The organism is Brevirhabdus pacifica, from assembly GCF_002797755.1.
Classification (GTDB): domain Bacteria; phylum Pseudomonadota; class Alphaproteobacteria; order Rhodobacterales; family Rhodobacteraceae; genus Brevirhabdus; species Brevirhabdus pacifica.
In genome coordinates, this window is sequence record NZ_PGFI01000011.1 from 1,667,135 (window position 1) to 1,682,701 (window position 15,567).

Below are 15,567 nucleotides of genomic sequence, written 5' to 3' on the forward strand. Positions count from 1 at the left end.
GTAACCACCTGTGACAATGCTCGGAACCTTCATCAAACCGATGCACCCCGAGGGCATCCGGTTCGTTGCCATCTTCGCCGTCATCACGGCGATCCTGTTCACCTTCTCGACCATTCTCGGATGGATCGGGGTCGGGCTGACGGTGTGGTGCTATTATTTCTTCCGTAACCCGGACCGGACGACGCCGCTTCGCGAGGGGCTGATCGTCAGCCCCGCCGACGGCATCGTCTCGCTGATCGAACCTGCGGTTCCCCCGGCAGAGCTGGGCATGGACGATACCCCCCTCACCCGGGTCAGCGTGTTCATGAACGTGTTCAACTGTCACGTGAACCGCATGCCCGTGGGCGGGCGCATCGACGCCGTCGCCTACCGTCCGGGCAAGTTCTTCAACGCCTCGCTGGACAAGGCCAGCTCGGACAATGAGCGCAACAGCCTCGCGATCGAGATGAAGGACGGCAGAAAGGTCGCCGTGGTCCAGATCGCGGGCCTGGTCGCCCGCCGCATCGTCTGTTTCGTCGCCGAGGGCGATACCCTGCCCGTGGGTGAACGTTTCGGCCTGATCCGCTTCGGCTCGCGCCTTGATGTCTACCTGCCCGAAGGGGTGGAGCCGCTGGTCGCCGTCGGTCAGACCATGGTCGCCGGCGAGACCGTGCTGGCCGACCTGACCTCGCAAGAGCCCCGCCGCGAGGCCCGCACCGGATGATCCCCGCATGATCCCGACCGAGCGCAAACCCCGGCGCAAGCTTCAGACGCCGATCATCCGTCTGATCCCCAACATGATGACGATCGGCGCCATCTGTGCCGGTCTCACCGCCCTGCGCTTCGGGGTGGAGGGGGATTTCGACCGCGCCGTCCGACTGATCCTGCTGGCGGCCGTTCTCGACGGCATCGACGGACGGCTGGCGCGGCTGCTGAAATGCCAAAGCCAGATCGGCGCCGAGCTGGACAGCCTGGCCGATTTCTTCAACTTCGGCGTGGCACCCGCCTTCATCATCTATATCTGGGCGTTCCAGGACCTGCGCAGCTTTGGCTGGATCGCGGTGCTGATCTACGTCATCTGCTGCGTCATCCGCCTTGCGCGCTTCAACGTCGACAGCAAGGCCGAGGTCAAAAGCTCGGATCCCAATTTCTTCGTCGGGGTTCCCTCCCCGGCCGGTGCCATGCTGGTCATGATGCCGATGTTCTTTTCGTTCCTCTTCGTCGACGCGCCGGTGATCTCGCCGGTGTTGATGTCGGTCTACATGGTCGTGGTCGGTCTTCTGATGATCAGCCGCGTGCCGACCTATTCGTTCAAGATGGTGGCGATCTCGCGCGAGAACGTGAAATTCCTCATCATCGGTTTCGTCATTCTGGTAGCCGCGTTGTTCACGTATCTCTGGGCCACCCTGTTGGTGCTCGATCTGATCTACGTCATCGGCATCGTCTGGGCATTGCAGGGGGCCAAGCGTCTTTCCAAAAATCAAGAGTAGTGCAATGGACTTAGAAGCCGTCAAGACTTCCTACGCCCGCTGGGCACCCGTCTATGATGTGACTTTCGGAAAACTGACCAGCGCCGGGCGCCGCCGCGCGGTGGAATACCTCAACTCCCACGGGCCCAAGGTCCTGGAAGTGGGCGTCGGCACGGGGCTTTCCCTGCGCCACTACGCCCGCGACATGGCCGTCACCGGCATCGACGCCAGCGAGGAGATGCTGGAAAAGGCCCGGTGCAAGGTGCGCGAACACGATCTTTCGCAGGTCGAGGCGCTGCGCGCCATGGACGCCCGCGCAATGGACTTCCCCGACAATTCCTTCGACTGCGTGGCCGCGATGCATATCGTCTCGGTCGTGCCCGATCCCGAGACCGTCGTCGCCGAGATGGCGCGCGTCTGCAAACCCGGCGGCTGCGTCGTGATCGTCAATCATTTCGCCCGCGAAAAGGGTCTTCTGGCCATGGCCGAAAAGGTCTCGGCCCCCTTTGCCAACCTTCTGGGATGGCACTCGGATTTCGACATCAACCGCGTTCTCGGAGAGCCCAGCCTGAAACTGGCCGAGCGTCGCAACCTGCCCCCAAGCGGCATGATGACCTTCCTGGCGCTGCAAAAGCAGCCCCTCGCCGGTCACCGCACCCCCGACCGCCCCTGTTGCAGCAAGACCGACGCCGAACTGGTGGGCGAGGAAATCTGATCCTTCACCAACTTCCTGCGCCCCATTCCCGCGTTCGGGAAGACCGGCGCAGGACCGCGCGTCCGGGGCTTTGAAAATAAACCTGTTGCTTTAATCGCGCTGACCTGCGAGGGATGTTCGGTGATTTCTCGCTTTCGACGACTGTTTCCGATCCCGGCCTCAGCCTTTCGACATATCAGCTAGAGCGCCAGACCACTGCATTTCCGCGAGTGGCTCAAGATCAGGAGACTCCACGATGGCTACAGGCACCGTGAAATGGTTCAACGCAACTAAAGGCTTCGGCTTCATCCAGCCCGACGGCGGCAGCAAGGACGTGTTCGTGCACATCTCCGCAGTCGAGCGTTCGGGCCTGACCGGCCTCAACGACGACCAGAAGCTGTCCTTCGACATCGAAGCAGGCCGCGACGGTCGAGAATCGGCGATCAACCTCGAACTGCTCTAAGTTCTGACGGTTTCGACAAGATCGGGCGGCTCCTTCGGGGGCCGCCCTTTTTCGTTGCCGAACGCCTGCGCCACGGCTGATCCGGGGGCGCCGCGCGATCACCTCTCGGCACGCAGCCTGCTCAGTGCCGCGCCCACCTTGGCCTGAAGCTCCCGCGGCTCGTCTTGCAGCGCTTCCAGCACGCAATTCAGATCGCCCCGCGCCTCGTGCAACTGGTCGATAAGCGAGATCACCATCGCCAGCGCATCCTCGTTCAGGCCGAAATCCTCCTCCAGCTCGCACAGAAGCTCCATGCGCACCAGATCGATGCGGCGGAAGACCTGCCCGCCCTCGGTCTGCACGGGCGTGACGATCCGCGCCTCCAGGTAGGAATGCAGGCGGCGCCGGTCCAGGCGTGCGACCGCGGCTAGGGCCTCGTCTTCGCTGAAACGCTCGGTCATGTTCGCATCCCCCTGTCCTTGCGCGGGTCATAGGCGTGTTTCTCGCGCCATTGCTCCATGAATTTCGACAGCTCCTCGTCCACCTCGGGCGGCGCCACGATCCGAAGCTCGACCCGCTGGTCGCCCTTGGCGCCCCTGGCGGGCGCAACGCCCCTGCCCCGCATCCGCAGGGTCTGGCCGCTGCTCGCCCCCTTGGGGATGTTCAGCTTGACCGGCCCGTCGATGGTCGGCACCTCGACCTTGCCGCCCAGGATGGCCTCGTCGATGGTGATCGGTAGGGTCACGAGGATGTCGTTGCCCTCGCGGGTGAAAGTGGGGTGCGGCGCCACCGAAATGGTGATCAGCGCGTCGCCCGGCTTGCCCTTGCCCATCCCCGGCGCGCCCTTGCCGCGCAGGCGGATGGTCTGCCCGTCGGCCGTGCCTTTCGGGATCGACACCTCCAGCCCGCGCCCGTCGGGCATGGTGATCCTGGTCTTGCCGCCGAGGGCGGCGTCCATGAAAGGCACCTCCAGCGCGTATCGCATGTCGGCCCCCGGCGCATCGTAACCTGACCCGAAGCCTTGCCCGAATCCCTGGCCGAAACCGCCGCCAGGCCCTTGGTCAAAGCCCCCGCCGAAGCCCCCGTCGAACCCGCGCTGCCCGCCGCCCGCGCGACCGGCCCGGGCGTTCTGGCGCATGAACTCGGCGAAGATGTCGGCCGGATCCACCCCTTCCTCGAACCGGGGGCCCGAGCGATAGGGATTGTCCGCCGCCCCGGCATAGTCGCGGTAATACTGGCGCTGGGGCCGCTCGGCGCCCGAGGCGTCGATCTCGCCCGCGTCGTATCGCTTGCGCTTCTCGGGGTCCTTGAGCAGGTCATAGGCCGAGGAGGCCGCCTTGAACCGCGCCTCCGCCGCGGCATCGCCGGGCTTGAGGTCGGGGTGGTCCGTGCGCGCGATCTTGCGATAGGCCTTCTTGATCTCGTCGGTGCTGGCGCTCTTGGTCAGGCCAAGAGCGGCGTATGGATCGTCACTCATCCGGGTCTCCGTTCCTGATGCGACCGAGGATAGGGCGGCGAGCCAAGGACAGGAAGCCCCCGCCCCGCCTTTCCCCGTCGCGCGGGGCCGCTACTGGGCCGCCTGTTCCTCCTGGTCCTGGTCGGATTTCGCGGCATCGGTATCCTTGGCGCCATCCTTGGCGCTGCCCTGCCCCGCCTCGTCGAAGCTTTTCTGCCAGCCGTGGCGGGCGAAGATCTCGACGCCTGCGTCGCTGTTCAGGAAATCAATGAAGCCGGTCACCTCCTCGTTGTCGCGCCCCTTCTCGGTGCGCGCGATCGAGGTGTCGCGATAGATCGTCAGCTCGGGCTCGGTCGGGACCATGTCGGCCAGTTCGGCGTTGTCGATCTGCCAGTGGTTCCAGATCAACCAGGCATCAAGGCTCTCGTCGGTCTTCCAGGTGTCGCGCGCTGCGCCAGAGTTCGGCGCCAGGTGGTCGATGTTGGCGCGAAAGGCCTTCATCGCGGCCACGTCGCGCATCCGCCCGACAATGTCCTCCCACATGCCGACCTGACCGGCGCCGTCGACGACCATCAGCCCCAGGTCGCGCGCGACCAGGTCGCGGATACCGGTAATCCCCTCGGGATTGCCCTTGCGCACCAGGATGGCCGAGGGGCGCAGGAACAGCGGCTCCACCGTGTCGGCAAGGATGGTGCCATGCTCGGCGATGAAGTCGTCCATCATGTTCTGGGAGCCGCTGTAGATGGCGTCGGCCTCGGTCTTGGCCGCCTCCATCCATTTGGAGCTGGGGCCAGCCGTGACCGTGACGGCGATGCCGCTCTCCTGCTTGAAGGCCTCGGCCGCCTCCTTCATCGCGGGCGTCGGCCCGCCGGGACCGAAGATCGAGATGTCGGCGTAGGCCGCCGTCGAAAGCAGCAGCGAAGCCGCCGCGGCGAGGGCGGCGGAAATTGTGCGAGATGCGAGATTCATGGCGATGTCCAATGGGTTGGGTGTGCCGTCAAAACCCCCGGCCCATCACCCGGGTTCCCCCCAAGGCACCCCCGGCGACCGAAGGCCGCGGATGCCCGCCGACGCCCCCTCCCAACGTAAACTTCTAACCTTCCCTACTTCGCCGTTGCCCCGGTCAGCTTCGCAAGCAGCTTGTCGAGGCCGGAGAGTGTGGCTTCCATCCCCTGCTGCATGCCCATGTCTATGACCTGCTGAAGCGCCTCGGGCGTTTCGTAGGTCAGAACGGTCTGCACGAGCGTGCGTTGGGATGCGTCCTCGAACGTCACGTCCCATGTCGAGGCGGGCAAATCACGATTGATGCCTCCGTCCGGGTCGCTGAAGGCGTCTCGGGCCTGATAGCCGTCCTTGGGCGTGATCGTCTCGTAATCGAAACGGGACCAATGTTCGTTCCCTTCCGGATCGACCATCGCAAAATGCCAATGCCCGCCTTCCTCGAAGGCCATGGATTTGGTCTTGGCCGTGAAGGGTTCGGGGGCAAACCACTGATCAAGCAGTTCGGCCCACGTATAGCAGTCCCAGACCAGATCCCTGGGTGCATCGAATTCGCGCCGGATCGTGAGCCGGCTGGTCTGCATGTCAGCCTGAAAACTGTAGTGGAGATCGGGTTTCATCTGTCCTTGTCCTTCATTTGTTCAAGCAGTTGATCGAGTTTCCGGTAGCGCGAGGCCCAATGCCTGCGCTGGTCCTTGAGCCAATCTTCAACGGCCGCATATTTTTCGGGATTGAGTTCGCAGATTCTGACGCGGCCCACCTTCTCGGTGGTGATCAGGCCCGCATTTTCCAGCGTCCTGATGTGCTTCATGAACGGAGGCAGCGCCATATCGAAGGGTGCGGCCAAGTCGCTGACCGAGGCCGGACCTTCCCCAAGCCGCCGCAGAACCGCCCTGCGGGTGCTGTCCGCGAAAGCGAGGAAGACGGTGTCGAGTTCTGGGTTATTGTTATCCATGTGGGTAAGTATACCCCGGGCCATTACTTACCGCAAGGGATAAGTATTAGTGCGCGCCGGTGTGGCGCCAGCCCGATGCCTCCGGATCAGGTCGGCGGCCTGTCGTCGCCCCGGCGAAACAGTCAGATCTGAGCGAGGAGATGTCGCGAACTAGGTGAGTATCTTAATTTGGCGGGAGGCAATCATGCAGGTAGCTCACCACAACCTGGACAAAGAAAAACCCTCCAAGCCAATGACTTGAAGGGTTTATCTTGGCTCCGGCGGTAGGGATCGAACCTACGACCAATTGATTAACAGTCAACTGCTCTACCGCTGAGCTACGCCGGAACACGAGGGGGCATATAGCAAGCGGTCCCGGGGGCGTCCAGAGGGTTCGGGCGGAAAAATCGAACCTTTTTTCCCTGCCCCGACCCGGGGCTCAGGCGGGCCTGTCTACATGGGAAAAGCGGGTCGTGGCGGTGAGGGATCCGGGGGCGGTGGCCACGGGGGCCAGGTGGTTGCGGGCGGTCAGGTCCAGCAGATGGGCCAGCACGTTGCGGCTGGCGGCCCCCATCAGCGCGGGGGCCAGGTCGGTGTAGATTCGCGCGGCCAGTTCGGCGGCGTTGGCGGGGCCTGCCTCCAGCGCCTCGAGGATCTGGGCCTCGCGCATCTCGCGGTGACCGATCAGCCAGCGCAGCCGCTCTTCGGGTTGGTCGAGGGGCGCGCCGTGGCCGGGGAAATACCGCCCCTCGGGGCGTGCCAGCAGGCGGCGGCTGCTGTCCATGAAGGCCGTCAGGTCCCCGTCGGGCGGCGAGACGAGCGAGCTTGCCCACCCCATCACGTGATCGCCGCAGAAGAGGTTGCCGCGCCAGGCGAAGGACATGTGGTTGCTGAAATGGCCGGGAGTCCAGATCGCCTCGATCGGTGCGTCGGACCAGCCCATGTCGGACCCTACGGTCGTGCCGTCGGGCAGCGCGTGGTCGGGGCGGAAGCCTGCATCGACCCCCTCGCCGCCGCCGACACCCCCGCTGGCCGCCAGCGCCGTCATCTGGGCCGAGCGGCCGGCGGTCCAATCCCCATGGGCCAGCACCGGGGCGCCGGTCCTCGCGGAAAGCTCCGCCGCCAGTGGCGAATGGTCAAGATGGGCGTGGGTGACCAGAATCAGCGCCACGCGCTCCCCCGCCAATCCCGTCATCACCGCCTCGAGATGGGCGGGCAGTTGCGGGCCTGGGTCGATCACCGCCACATCACCGCTTCCAAGGATGTAGGTGTTGGTCCCCCACAGGGTCATGGGCGAGGGGTTGGGTGCCAGAATGCGGCGCACGCCGGGGGCCAGATCCTCGATCCGCCCGGCAGGCGGGCTCTTGTCGTCTTGTCTCAACGAAGTCGCTTCCTTCTCCACCCCGAACGGCGCTACCTATAGACCATGTTTTTCGCCTGGCTCAAACGCTACATGCCCCGCAGCCTTTACGGCCGCGCCGCGCTGATCCTGATCGTGCCGATCCTGGTGATCCAGCTGGTCGTGGGCGTGGCCTTTCTGCAGCGTCATTTCGAGGGGGTGACCCGCCAGATGACGCGCAACGTGGCGCTGGAGGTGAACTTTCTCGCCGACGAGGTGAATGCCTCCGATCCGGGCCGGCACGAGGAACGCGCCCGCGCCCTGGGTGAGCCGCTCGCGCTGCGCACCGAGTTCGTCAGGACGGCCGAGCGCGCGCCGTCAGGGACAAGCGACCAGCGGCTTTTCTACGACATCTCGGGCCGGGTGGTGATCCGCACCCTGCGGGCGGAGGTCCCTGCCCTGCGCACCGTGGACCTGGCGAGCGACCTGCGCAGCGTGCGCATGGTCTTGGCGACGCGGCACGGGCCGATGGAGCTGAGTTTCCGGCGCGGCCGGGTCTCGGCCTCAAACCCGCACCAGCTTCTGGTCCTGACGCTGCTGACAGGGGTTCTGATGACCTTCGTGGCCTATCGCTTCCTGCGCAACCAGCTGCGCCCGATCAAGCGGCTGGCGCGGGCGGCCGAGGGGTTCGGCAAGGGGCATACCGTGCCCTTCTCCCCCTCGGGGGCGACCGAGGTCAGGGCGGCGGGCAACGCCTTTCTGGACATGCGCGCCCGGATCGAACGGCAGATCGAACAGCGCACGATGATGCTGTCGGGGGTCAGCCACGACCTGCGCACACCGCTGACCCGGCTGAAGCTTGGCCTGGCGATGATGGACGATCCCGAGGCCGAGGCGCTGATCCGAGACGTCGACGAGATGGAGGCGCTGCTGGACGCCTTCCTGGACTTCGCCCGGGGTGATGCCACCGAGGAGATGACCCCCACCGACCCCGCCGCCCTGGCGCGCGAGGTGGTCGAGGCCGCGTGCCGGGGTGGCCAGCAGGTGACCCTGGCCGTCGAGGATGCCGGCGGCGAGGGTCCGCAACCGGCGATGCGCCCGCTGGCTGTCAGCCGGGCGCTGACCAACCTGGTGTCCAACGCCGTGCGATATGGCAGCCGGGCGCGGGTGACGCTGACCGTGCTGGGCAAATCGGTGCGCTTCACGGTCGAGGATGACGGCCCCGGCATCCCCGACGACCGGCGGGAGGAGGCGATGAAGCCCTTCGCCCGGCTGGACGCGTCCCGCAACCAGAATCGCGGCTCGGGCGTAGGGCTGGGCCTGGCCATCGCGGCGGACGTGGCGCGCAACCACGGCGGCGCCCTGCGCCTTGGCCAAAGCGAGGAGCTGGGCGGGCTGAAGGCCGAGCTGGTGATCGCGCGGCACAGGACCTCGCGCCGAAGCTGAGCGAGTGCCCTGGGCGGGCCGCCTGCCCTGCCTTTCCCGGACCCGGCACAAAAAAAGCCCCCTCCGCCACTGGCGGAAGGGGCCCTTGTTCAAACCGTGCGGGTGGGGCGTGCCGCCCCTGCCCCCACTCGCGGGATCAGCTGCCTTCGCGGGCGTCGTCCACGTAGATCTCAAGCTGGTCCAGTTCGATCAGGCCGGGGATCAGCGCGTCGCCGATGACGAAGGAGGGCGTTCCGCGGAAGCCAAGGGCCTGGGTCAGGCTCATCGAGGTGGCGATATGCTCGTCGACCTCGGGGTCCTGCATGTCGGCCTTCATCTGCTCGAGGTCCAGACCGATTTCCTTGGCGACCTTGGTCACCGATTCCTCGTTGGCGCGGCCCGAGAGGTTCATCATCGCGTGGTGGAATTCCTCGTACTTGTCCTGCTTGCGGGCGGCCAGGGCGGCGCGCGCGGCATAGACCGAGCCTTCTCCGAGGACGGGCCATTCGCGGTAGACGACGCGGACGTTCGTGTCCTTCTCGATCAGCTTCTTCACCTCGCCTGCCGCCTTCTTGCAGTAGGGGCAGTTGTAGTCGAAGAACTCGACCACGGTGACATCGCCGTCGGGGTTGCCGACCACGGGGGCGTTGGGGTCACGCTCGATCAGCTCGCGCTGGCTCTCGAGGGCCGATTGCTGGTTCTGCTCGGCGGCCGAGGCGGCGTCATTCTCGCGCTTCTGAAGGATGGCGACGGCCTCCATCACGATCTCGGGGTTCTCGCGGATGGCCTCGTAGACCAGCGACTTGACCTTGGCCTCGTCCATTTCCTGGGCCGAAAGGGCCACGGGGGTCATCATGGGGGCGGTGATCAGCGCCGCGGTCGCGGCCATGCGGGTGAAATGTCTCATGGTCGATCGTCTCCTTGCAATCGGTGGCACCGGATCGCGCCTGTTGGATGAAGCGCCCTGGCGGACGGCATGTTCTGGGTCTCGTTGTCCGCACTATCACGGCAGAGCCGAAGCGGGCCAAGCGAATGTATTCACATTGTCATATATGTGATCGCCCGGTGATGGAATGCCCGGCAGCGTTTCCGGCACCCAGGCAAGGCCGCCCGGAACGCCCCCCGGCGGGGCGGCGCGGGCCCGAATGCGCCCTTAGCCGGGCGGGATCTCTCCCATGTTCTTGGGCACGTGGTAGCCGCGCTGGACCGCCTCCCGCGCCAGGATGCGGCGATACCAGCGGCGTACGTTGGGAAACTCTGCCAGGTCGATGCGCTGCCATTCATAGCGCGACGCCCAGGGCCAGATCGCCATGTCCGCAATGGAATATTGGCCGGCCACGAAATCCTGATCCTTCAGCCGCGTATCAAGCACCCGGTAAAGCCGCCGCACCTCGTCCCCGAACCGCTTCTCGGCATAGTCCGAGGTGCCCGGATTGAAATGCAGGAAATGATGCGCCTGCCCCAGCATCGGGCCAAAGCCGCCCATCTGCCACATCAGCCATTCCATCACCCGGGCCCGCCCCTCGCGGTCATGGGGCAGAAAACGGCCCTCCTTCTCGGCCAGGTAGACCATGATCGCCCCCGATTCCATCAGCGAAAGGCCGGTCTCGCGGTCGGTGATGGCGGGGATCTTGTTGTTCGGGCTGATCTTCAGGAAATCGGGCGCCATCTGTTCGCCGCTGCCGATGTCGACGGGGTGGACACAATAGTCCAGGCCCAGTTCCTCAAGCAGGATGGAGACCTTGCGTCCGTTGGGGGTGGTCCAGGTGTAAAGGTCGATCATGGGCACATTCCTCGCATCCGCCTATCCTCGTATCCGGCTCGGGGCCTTAGTGGCCCGCCCCCGCCGGGGCCGGCAGCCCCTCGATCATCACATTGACACAGGCAACCCGCCCAGAGTCCACCGCCCTTGAAAGGGCAGCATCCAGATCCTCCAGCCGGGTGACGTATTCCCCGTGCCCGCCAAGCCCCGCGACCGCAAGATCATAGCGGGTGGGATCGAGGGTGCAGCCCACCGCGCGCCTTTCGCCGTATTCGCGAAGCTGGATCTGGTATTCAGCGTTCCAGCGGGCATCGTTGCCGATCACCGCCACGAAGGGGGTGCGGGCGCGCAGGGCGGTCTCGAACTCCGCCAGGTGGAAGCCCGACGAGCCGTCGCCCATGAAGGCCACGACCAACGCGCCGGGGCGCACCCGCGCCGCCGCCACCCCGTAGCACAGCCCGCCGCCGATGGCGCCGGCGGGGCCGTTCAACAGGCGCTCGTCCCCGTGGGCACCGGCCTGGGCCCATTGCCCGAACTCGCCCCCGTCGCAGATCACGACCGAGCGCGGTGCTGCCTCCAGCCGCCGCTGCACCGCCTCGACCAGGGCGTCGGGGCGGATGGGCTGGCCATCTCCGTCGCGATCGCTGGCCGCCTGCGCGTTGTCTTCTTCCGCACCCTCGGCACCCTCGGGCTCATGCCGTCCGGCGCATTTCATCGCGACCTCGGTGCACCAGCCGTGGCGATTGGGCCCGGCCGTGACATCCTCCTGCCCCGCCCGTTCGATCAGGGTCGCGGCGGCAACGGCGGGCCAGGCATCGAACGTGGCCTCCAGCGCCTCGCCCAGATTGCGGACGGCGCGCTCTCGGGCCTCGGCATCCGGATCAACGACAATCCAGCGGGCCTTGGGGGCGCCGCGACCAAAATTGCTGGTGAAATCCACCGGCTTGCCCAGCGACACCACCAGATCCGCCTTGGCGAAGGACAGGGCAACGTCGCCAAGCGCCGGGTCGCGCAGGCCGCGCGGGCTTTCCATGACGATCACGGGCGCGTCCAGCGCCTCCGCCAGGTCGCGGGTCAGGCTGCCGCGCCGGGTTTCCGACAGCGAGGGGCCGGTGATGACCAGCGGGCGGCGGGCGGCGCGCAGGGCGGCGATGATCGCCTCGGCATCGGCGGGTGGCATCGCCGGCGGCTCGGGGCGGAAGGCCGCGGCCTCAGGCGCGGTGGCATCGCCGCTATCGGCTTCCAGCACGTCGAACGGCAGTGCCATGTGCACCGGCCCCGCCCGCCCCGAGAGCGACAGGCGGATCAGATCGGCCAGCCCCTCGCCCAGATCGTCAGCGCGCATGGCGCGGCGCGAGGCCTTGGTCAGCGGCGCGCTCATCGCCACCTGGTCCATCTCCTGGAACGCCCCCCGACCGTCGAGGGCCAGGGGCGAGTCCCCCGTCAGCAGCAGCACGGCGCTTTCGGACTGGCGCGCGGTGTAAAGCGGGCCGATGGCGTTCGCGGCCCCCGGCGCCGCGGTCACCAGCGCCACCCCGACCCCGCCGGTCAGCTGGGCGTGGGCCTCGGCCATGAAGACGGCGGCGGCCTCGTGACGGGTGTGGATGATCTCGATCCCCGCGCTGAGGCAGGCATCGTAAACGGGCATGATCTGGTTTCCCGACAGGCTGTAGATCGTGTCCACGCCCGCCCGGGCGAGCGATTGCACCAGAAGGTCGGCTCCTCGGTTCAAGGCGGTCTCCTTTGTCATGTGGATCGGGGCGGGCCTTGCCCGGCCCCGCCGGACCGGGGCGGCGGCCACCCTCGGCGGCCGGCCCCGTCCCCGGGTCGGATTGTGAAACCTTCGCGCGGCACAGGGCCCCAAGGGGCCCGGCGCATCGCGTCAGCGGGGTCAGCGGGCGTCGGCGGCCCTGGCCTCGCGCTTGCGAAGCTGCCGGGTGGCGCGGTAGCCCGCGCGCACGATGGCGACGACCGTGATCGCCGTCAGCCCCCAGAAGAACCAGGTGATCGGCCCGCGGAACAGGATCAGCGGGTTCGAGCCTGACATCAGCATCGACTGGCGGAAATTGTCCTCCAGCAGCGGACCGAGGATGAAGGCGATCAGGAAGGGCGCGGCCGGGATCTCGTTGCGCATCATCAGATAGCCAACCCAGCCCATCACGAACATCACACCCACGTCGAAGATGTTGTTGTTGACCGCGAAAACGCCATAGACGCACAGGATCAGCACCCCCGGCACCAGCACCCCGCGCGGGATGTCGGCGACATAGCGGAATCCCCGGATCGCCGCCGAACCGACGAAGAACAGGAAGACCGAGCTGACGATCAGGCCGATGAAGAGGCCGTAGATGATGTCGACGTTCATGATGAACATCATCGGGCCGGGCTGAAGCCCGTGGACCATGAAGGCGCCGATGATGATCGCGGTGATCACGTCGCCCGGCACACCCAGCGCCAGCAGCGGGATCAGCGTGGCCCCCGCGACACCGTTGTTGCCGGCCTCGGCGGCGGCGACACCCTCGATCTCGCCCTTGCCGAAATTGTCCCGGTTCTTGGATTTGCGCCGCGCCTCGCTGTAGGACAGGAAGGCCGATGGCGCCGCCCCGATCCCCGGAATCGATCCCAAGAAGACCCCGATGAACGAGCCGCGCACGATCGAGCGGAAAGAAGCCTTGTAGTCGGCCCAGGTGACCCAGTTGCGGCCCAGCTTTCGCGCCGTGCCGTCGTTGCCCTTGGGATCCCAGACCATCGACAGGATCTCGGGGATGGCGAAAAGGCCGATCAGCACCGCGATGAAGTTCAGCCCGCCCATCATGTTGGGATTGCCGAAGGTGAAGCGGTTGGTCCCGTAGATCAGGTCCAGCCCGACCGTTGCCAGCAACAGCCCCAGCATCGCCGAGAACGCCCCGCGCAGCAGGCTGCGCCCCGAAACACCGGCGATGATCGTCAGCGAAAAGAGGATCAGCGTGAAGAATTCGGGCGGGCCGAAGTTCAGCGCGAAGGAGGCCAGGAACCCCGCAAACAGGATCAGCGACAGGTTCGAGATCACGTCGGCCGTGCAGGACGCCCAAAGCGCCATGCCAAGGGCGCGCCCGGCCTCGCCCTTCTCGGCCATCGGGTAGCCGTCAAGCACCGTGGCGCTGGAGGCCGGCGTGCCCGGCGTCTTGATCAGGATCGCCGGGATCGACCCGCCGAAGATGCCGCCCTTGTAGACACCCAGCAGCATCAGGATGCCGGTGATGGGCTGCATAGCGAAGGTGAAGGGCAAGGTCAGAGCCACCGCCATGGTGGCCGACATGCCCGGGATGGCGCCGCCGATGGTGCCGATCACGACACCGGCAAACAGCGCCAGGAAGGACTCGAGGTTGCCGACCAGCGACAGGCCCGCGAGAATGCTGTCCATCAAGCTCACGGCAACCTCACCAGAAGACCCTGCGGAATTGCGACGCCGGCCACATGGGCGAAGAAGGCGTAAAGCAGCAGGGGAATGACGATCGCGCAGATCAGCGCGGTCTTGGGATGGCGGGTCCGCACCAGAAAGGCGGTCGCCGCGAAAGCCAGCATCGAGGTCCACACCATGCCGAGGCGCGGCAGGCCGGCCATGTAGATGACCATGATCACGGCCATGATCGCCAGCCGGAAGAACCCGCCCGGCATCTCTGCGGGATCGGGCTCAAGCCGCTCGTCCGAACGCATGCCCGTGAACACCAGGCCCAGGCCGACCAGCAGGGTCAGCAGCGCCAGCGCATAAGGCCAGAAAAGTGGTGAAAGCACCAGTTTTCGCACGTTGCTGGGCGCGTAGACCCAGTTCGGTATCGCCACGAAGACCAGAAACAGCGCCAGCAGGATGGCGACGCCTCCGATGATCGTCTGGCGGTGAATGTTCTGCATGTCCCCTCCCCAGGAAGGCAGAAAGGGGCCGGGCGAACCGGCCCCCCGTACTGGATTCGCCGATCAGCCTTCGATGCGCATTCCAAGGTCATCCACGAGGGCGCGGAAGGTCTCGTACTGGCTTTTGATGAAGGCGTTGGCATCCTCCGGGCTCATCAGTTCGATGACCGAACCGCGGCTTTCCATCTTCTCGCGGAAATCGCCAGCGTCGACGGCCTCGGCCATCCACTTGCCCCACTTGTCGGCCACGTCATCGGGCAGGCCCTTGGGGCCCGCGATGCCGGTCCAGCCGACCAGCTGGTGCAGGTTGGGCTTGCCCAGATCGGCGGCGGTCGGCGCGTCGAAACCGACGACCGGCTCCTTGGTGGTGATCAGGATCGGCTTGAGCTGATCGTTCGCCACGAAGCTGGCCAGCGCCGAGGAGTTGGTACAGATGAAGGTCGCGGTGCCGTTGAGCACGGCCGTCGCGGCCTCGCCGCCGCCCTTCTGCGGGATGTGGGTCGCCGCGTCGAGCGGGTTCTCCACGCCGAATTCGCGCAGCACCATGACACCGGCCAGGTGCAGCAACGAACCCACGCCCGAGGACGAGAAGCTGACGCCGCCCTCGTTCACCTTGGCGATCAGGTCGTCCATGCTTTCGATGCCGCTGTCGGGACGCACGGCGCAGGCCACGGGGTTGATCTCGTAGACCGTGACGAAGCGGAAATCGTCCAGCGTGTAGGGCAGCGTCGCCTTCATCGCGGGGTTGACCGAGTGGGACCCCACGCGCGCGAAGAGCATGGTGTAACCGTCGGGTTTTGCGTTCTGGACGGCCACCGATCCGGTGGCGCCACCGGCCCCGGTCACGTTGGCCATCACCAGCGGCTTGCCGACCGCCTGGCCCAGGGGCTCTGCGATGGTGCGGGCCGAGATATCGGTCGCACCGCCCGCCCCGTAGGGGATGACCATGTTGATCGGACGTTCAGGATATTCCGCCAAGGCGGCGGTAGACGCGAGGCCGAGCGCAAGGGCACCGACCGCTCCGAACTTGAGCAATTTCATTATCTTCCTCCCTGTGAATCACGAAGATTCTGCACCAGCTTGAGACTCCCGCCAAACTTTCTGCAATCCGTAATCCTTGACAAAGACTATTGGTAAGTCTTTCTTGTAGATATAGGAAATTTGTTACAATTTCCGA

17 protein-coding genes and 1 tRNA gene are annotated in these 15,567 nt (G+C 66.0%); 5 read left to right on the plus strand and 13 right to left on the minus strand.

Features of this window, described 5'->3' with window-relative positions:
- The first annotated feature begins 16 nt into the window (after positions 1 to 16).
- From CLV77_RS08070 to CLV77_RS08085, 4 genes are all read left to right on the plus strand, one after another.
- Positions 17 to 703 carry a phosphatidylserine decarboxylase gene (locus tag CLV77_RS08070; protein WP_076978470.1) on the plus strand — a complete coding sequence of 229 codons (687 nt, stop codon included), beginning with the start codon at positions 17 to 19 and terminating at the stop codon, positions 701 to 703.
- A 7-nt stretch (positions 704 to 710) separates the two neighbouring features.
- Positions 711 to 1,469 (plus strand): CDP-diacylglycerol--serine O-phosphatidyltransferase, encoded by a 759-nt coding sequence (pssA, locus tag CLV77_RS08075; protein WP_076978469.1) that lies wholly within the window; start codon positions 711 to 713, stop codon positions 1,467 to 1,469.
- 4 nt (positions 1,470 to 1,473) lie between these two features.
- Positions 1,474 to 2,163, plus strand: coding sequence for a class I SAM-dependent methyltransferase (locus CLV77_RS08080; protein ID WP_076978468.1), 690 nt, complete (start codon positions 1,474 to 1,476; stop codon positions 2,161 to 2,163).
- Positions 2,164 to 2,398: 235 nt separating this feature from the next.
- On the plus strand, positions 2,399 to 2,605 hold the full coding sequence (locus CLV77_RS08085; protein WP_076978467.1) for a cold-shock protein: 207 nt from the start codon (positions 2,399 to 2,401) through the stop codon (positions 2,603 to 2,605).
- Positions 2,606 to 2,703: 98 nt separating this feature from the next.
- Here the strand turns inward: CLV77_RS08085 and CLV77_RS08090 are convergent, their stop codons facing one another.
- From CLV77_RS08090 to CLV77_RS08120, 7 genes are all read right to left on the minus strand, one after another.
- The gene (locus CLV77_RS08090) at positions 2,704 to 3,045 is read right to left on the minus strand and encodes a chaperone modulator CbpM (protein WP_076978466.1); all 342 of its coding nucleotides are present in this window, start codon (positions 3,043 to 3,045) and stop codon (positions 2,704 to 2,706) included.
- On the minus strand, positions 3,042 to 4,061 hold the full coding sequence (locus CLV77_RS08095; RefSeq protein WP_076978465.1) for a DnaJ C-terminal domain-containing protein: 1,020 nt from the start codon (positions 4,059 to 4,061) through the stop codon (positions 3,042 to 3,044). Before CLV77_RS08095 ends, CLV77_RS08090 begins: the two co-directional genes overlap by 4 nt.
- Before the next feature lie 90 nt (positions 4,062 to 4,151).
- On the minus strand, positions 4,152 to 5,009 hold the full coding sequence (locus tag CLV77_RS08100) for a substrate-binding domain-containing protein (protein WP_083707874.1): 858 nt from the start codon (positions 5,007 to 5,009) through the stop codon (positions 4,152 to 4,154).
- A gap of 134 nt (positions 5,010 to 5,143) precedes the next feature.
- Positions 5,144 to 5,659: an SRPBCC family protein gene (locus tag CLV77_RS08105; RefSeq protein WP_076978464.1), complete on the minus strand. Its 516-nt coding sequence runs from the start codon at positions 5,657 to 5,659 to the stop codon at positions 5,144 to 5,146.
- Entirely contained in the window at positions 5,656 to 5,994 is a 339-nt protein-coding gene (locus tag CLV77_RS08110; RefSeq protein ID WP_076978463.1) for an ArsR/SmtB family transcription factor, read from the minus strand. The genes CLV77_RS08105 and CLV77_RS08110 overlap by 4 nt, the downstream gene beginning before the upstream one ends.
- 252 nt (positions 5,995 to 6,246) lie before the next feature.
- Positions 6,247 to 6,321: transfer RNA gene (locus tag CLV77_RS08115), tRNA-Asn, on the minus strand.
- 91 nt (positions 6,322 to 6,412) lie between these two features.
- Complete coding sequence (locus tag CLV77_RS08120) at positions 6,413 to 7,354, minus strand: MBL fold metallo-hydrolase (RefSeq protein ID WP_076978462.1); 942 nt, start codon at positions 7,352 to 7,354, stop codon at positions 6,413 to 6,415.
- 45 nt (positions 7,355 to 7,399) lie between these two features.
- Here CLV77_RS08120 and CLV77_RS08125 point away from each other — a divergent pair, with 45 nt between their 5' ends.
- Positions 7,400 to 8,758, plus strand: coding sequence for an ATP-binding protein (locus CLV77_RS08125; RefSeq protein WP_076978461.1), 1,359 nt, complete (start codon positions 7,400 to 7,402; stop codon positions 8,756 to 8,758).
- Between the two features lie 136 nt (positions 8,759 to 8,894).
- Here the strand turns inward: CLV77_RS08125 and CLV77_RS08130 are convergent, their stop codons facing one another.
- The 6 genes from CLV77_RS08130 to CLV77_RS08155 all read right to left on the minus strand — a co-directional run bounded on the left by CLV77_RS08130 (position 8,895) and on the right by CLV77_RS08155 (position 15,431).
- Positions 8,895 to 9,644: a DsbA family protein gene (locus tag CLV77_RS08130; RefSeq protein ID WP_076978460.1), complete on the minus strand. Its 750-nt coding sequence runs from the start codon at positions 9,642 to 9,644 to the stop codon at positions 8,895 to 8,897.
- A gap of 246 nt (positions 9,645 to 9,890) precedes the next feature.
- Positions 9,891 to 10,520 (minus strand): glutathione S-transferase family protein, encoded by a 630-nt coding sequence (locus CLV77_RS08135; protein ID WP_076978459.1) that lies wholly within the window; start codon positions 10,518 to 10,520, stop codon positions 9,891 to 9,893.
- 46 nt (positions 10,521 to 10,566) lie between these two features.
- Entirely contained in the window at positions 10,567 to 12,231 is a 1,665-nt protein-coding gene (locus tag CLV77_RS08140; RefSeq protein WP_236861000.1) for a thiamine pyrophosphate-binding protein, read from the minus strand.
- A gap of 159 nt (positions 12,232 to 12,390) precedes the next feature.
- Entirely contained in the window at positions 12,391 to 13,902 is a 1,512-nt protein-coding gene (locus tag CLV77_RS08145) for a tripartite tricarboxylate transporter permease (RefSeq protein WP_076978457.1), read from the minus strand.
- Between the two features lie 5 nt (positions 13,903 to 13,907).
- On the minus strand, positions 13,908 to 14,390 hold the full coding sequence (locus tag CLV77_RS08150; protein WP_076978456.1) for a tripartite tricarboxylate transporter TctB family protein: 483 nt from the start codon (positions 14,388 to 14,390) through the stop codon (positions 13,908 to 13,910).
- A gap of 63 nt (positions 14,391 to 14,453) precedes the next feature.
- The gene (locus CLV77_RS08155; protein WP_076978455.1) at positions 14,454 to 15,431 is read right to left on the minus strand and encodes a Bug family tripartite tricarboxylate transporter substrate binding protein; all 978 of its coding nucleotides are present in this window, start codon (positions 15,429 to 15,431) and stop codon (positions 14,454 to 14,456) included.
- Between the last annotated feature and the right edge of the window lie 136 nt (positions 15,432 to 15,567).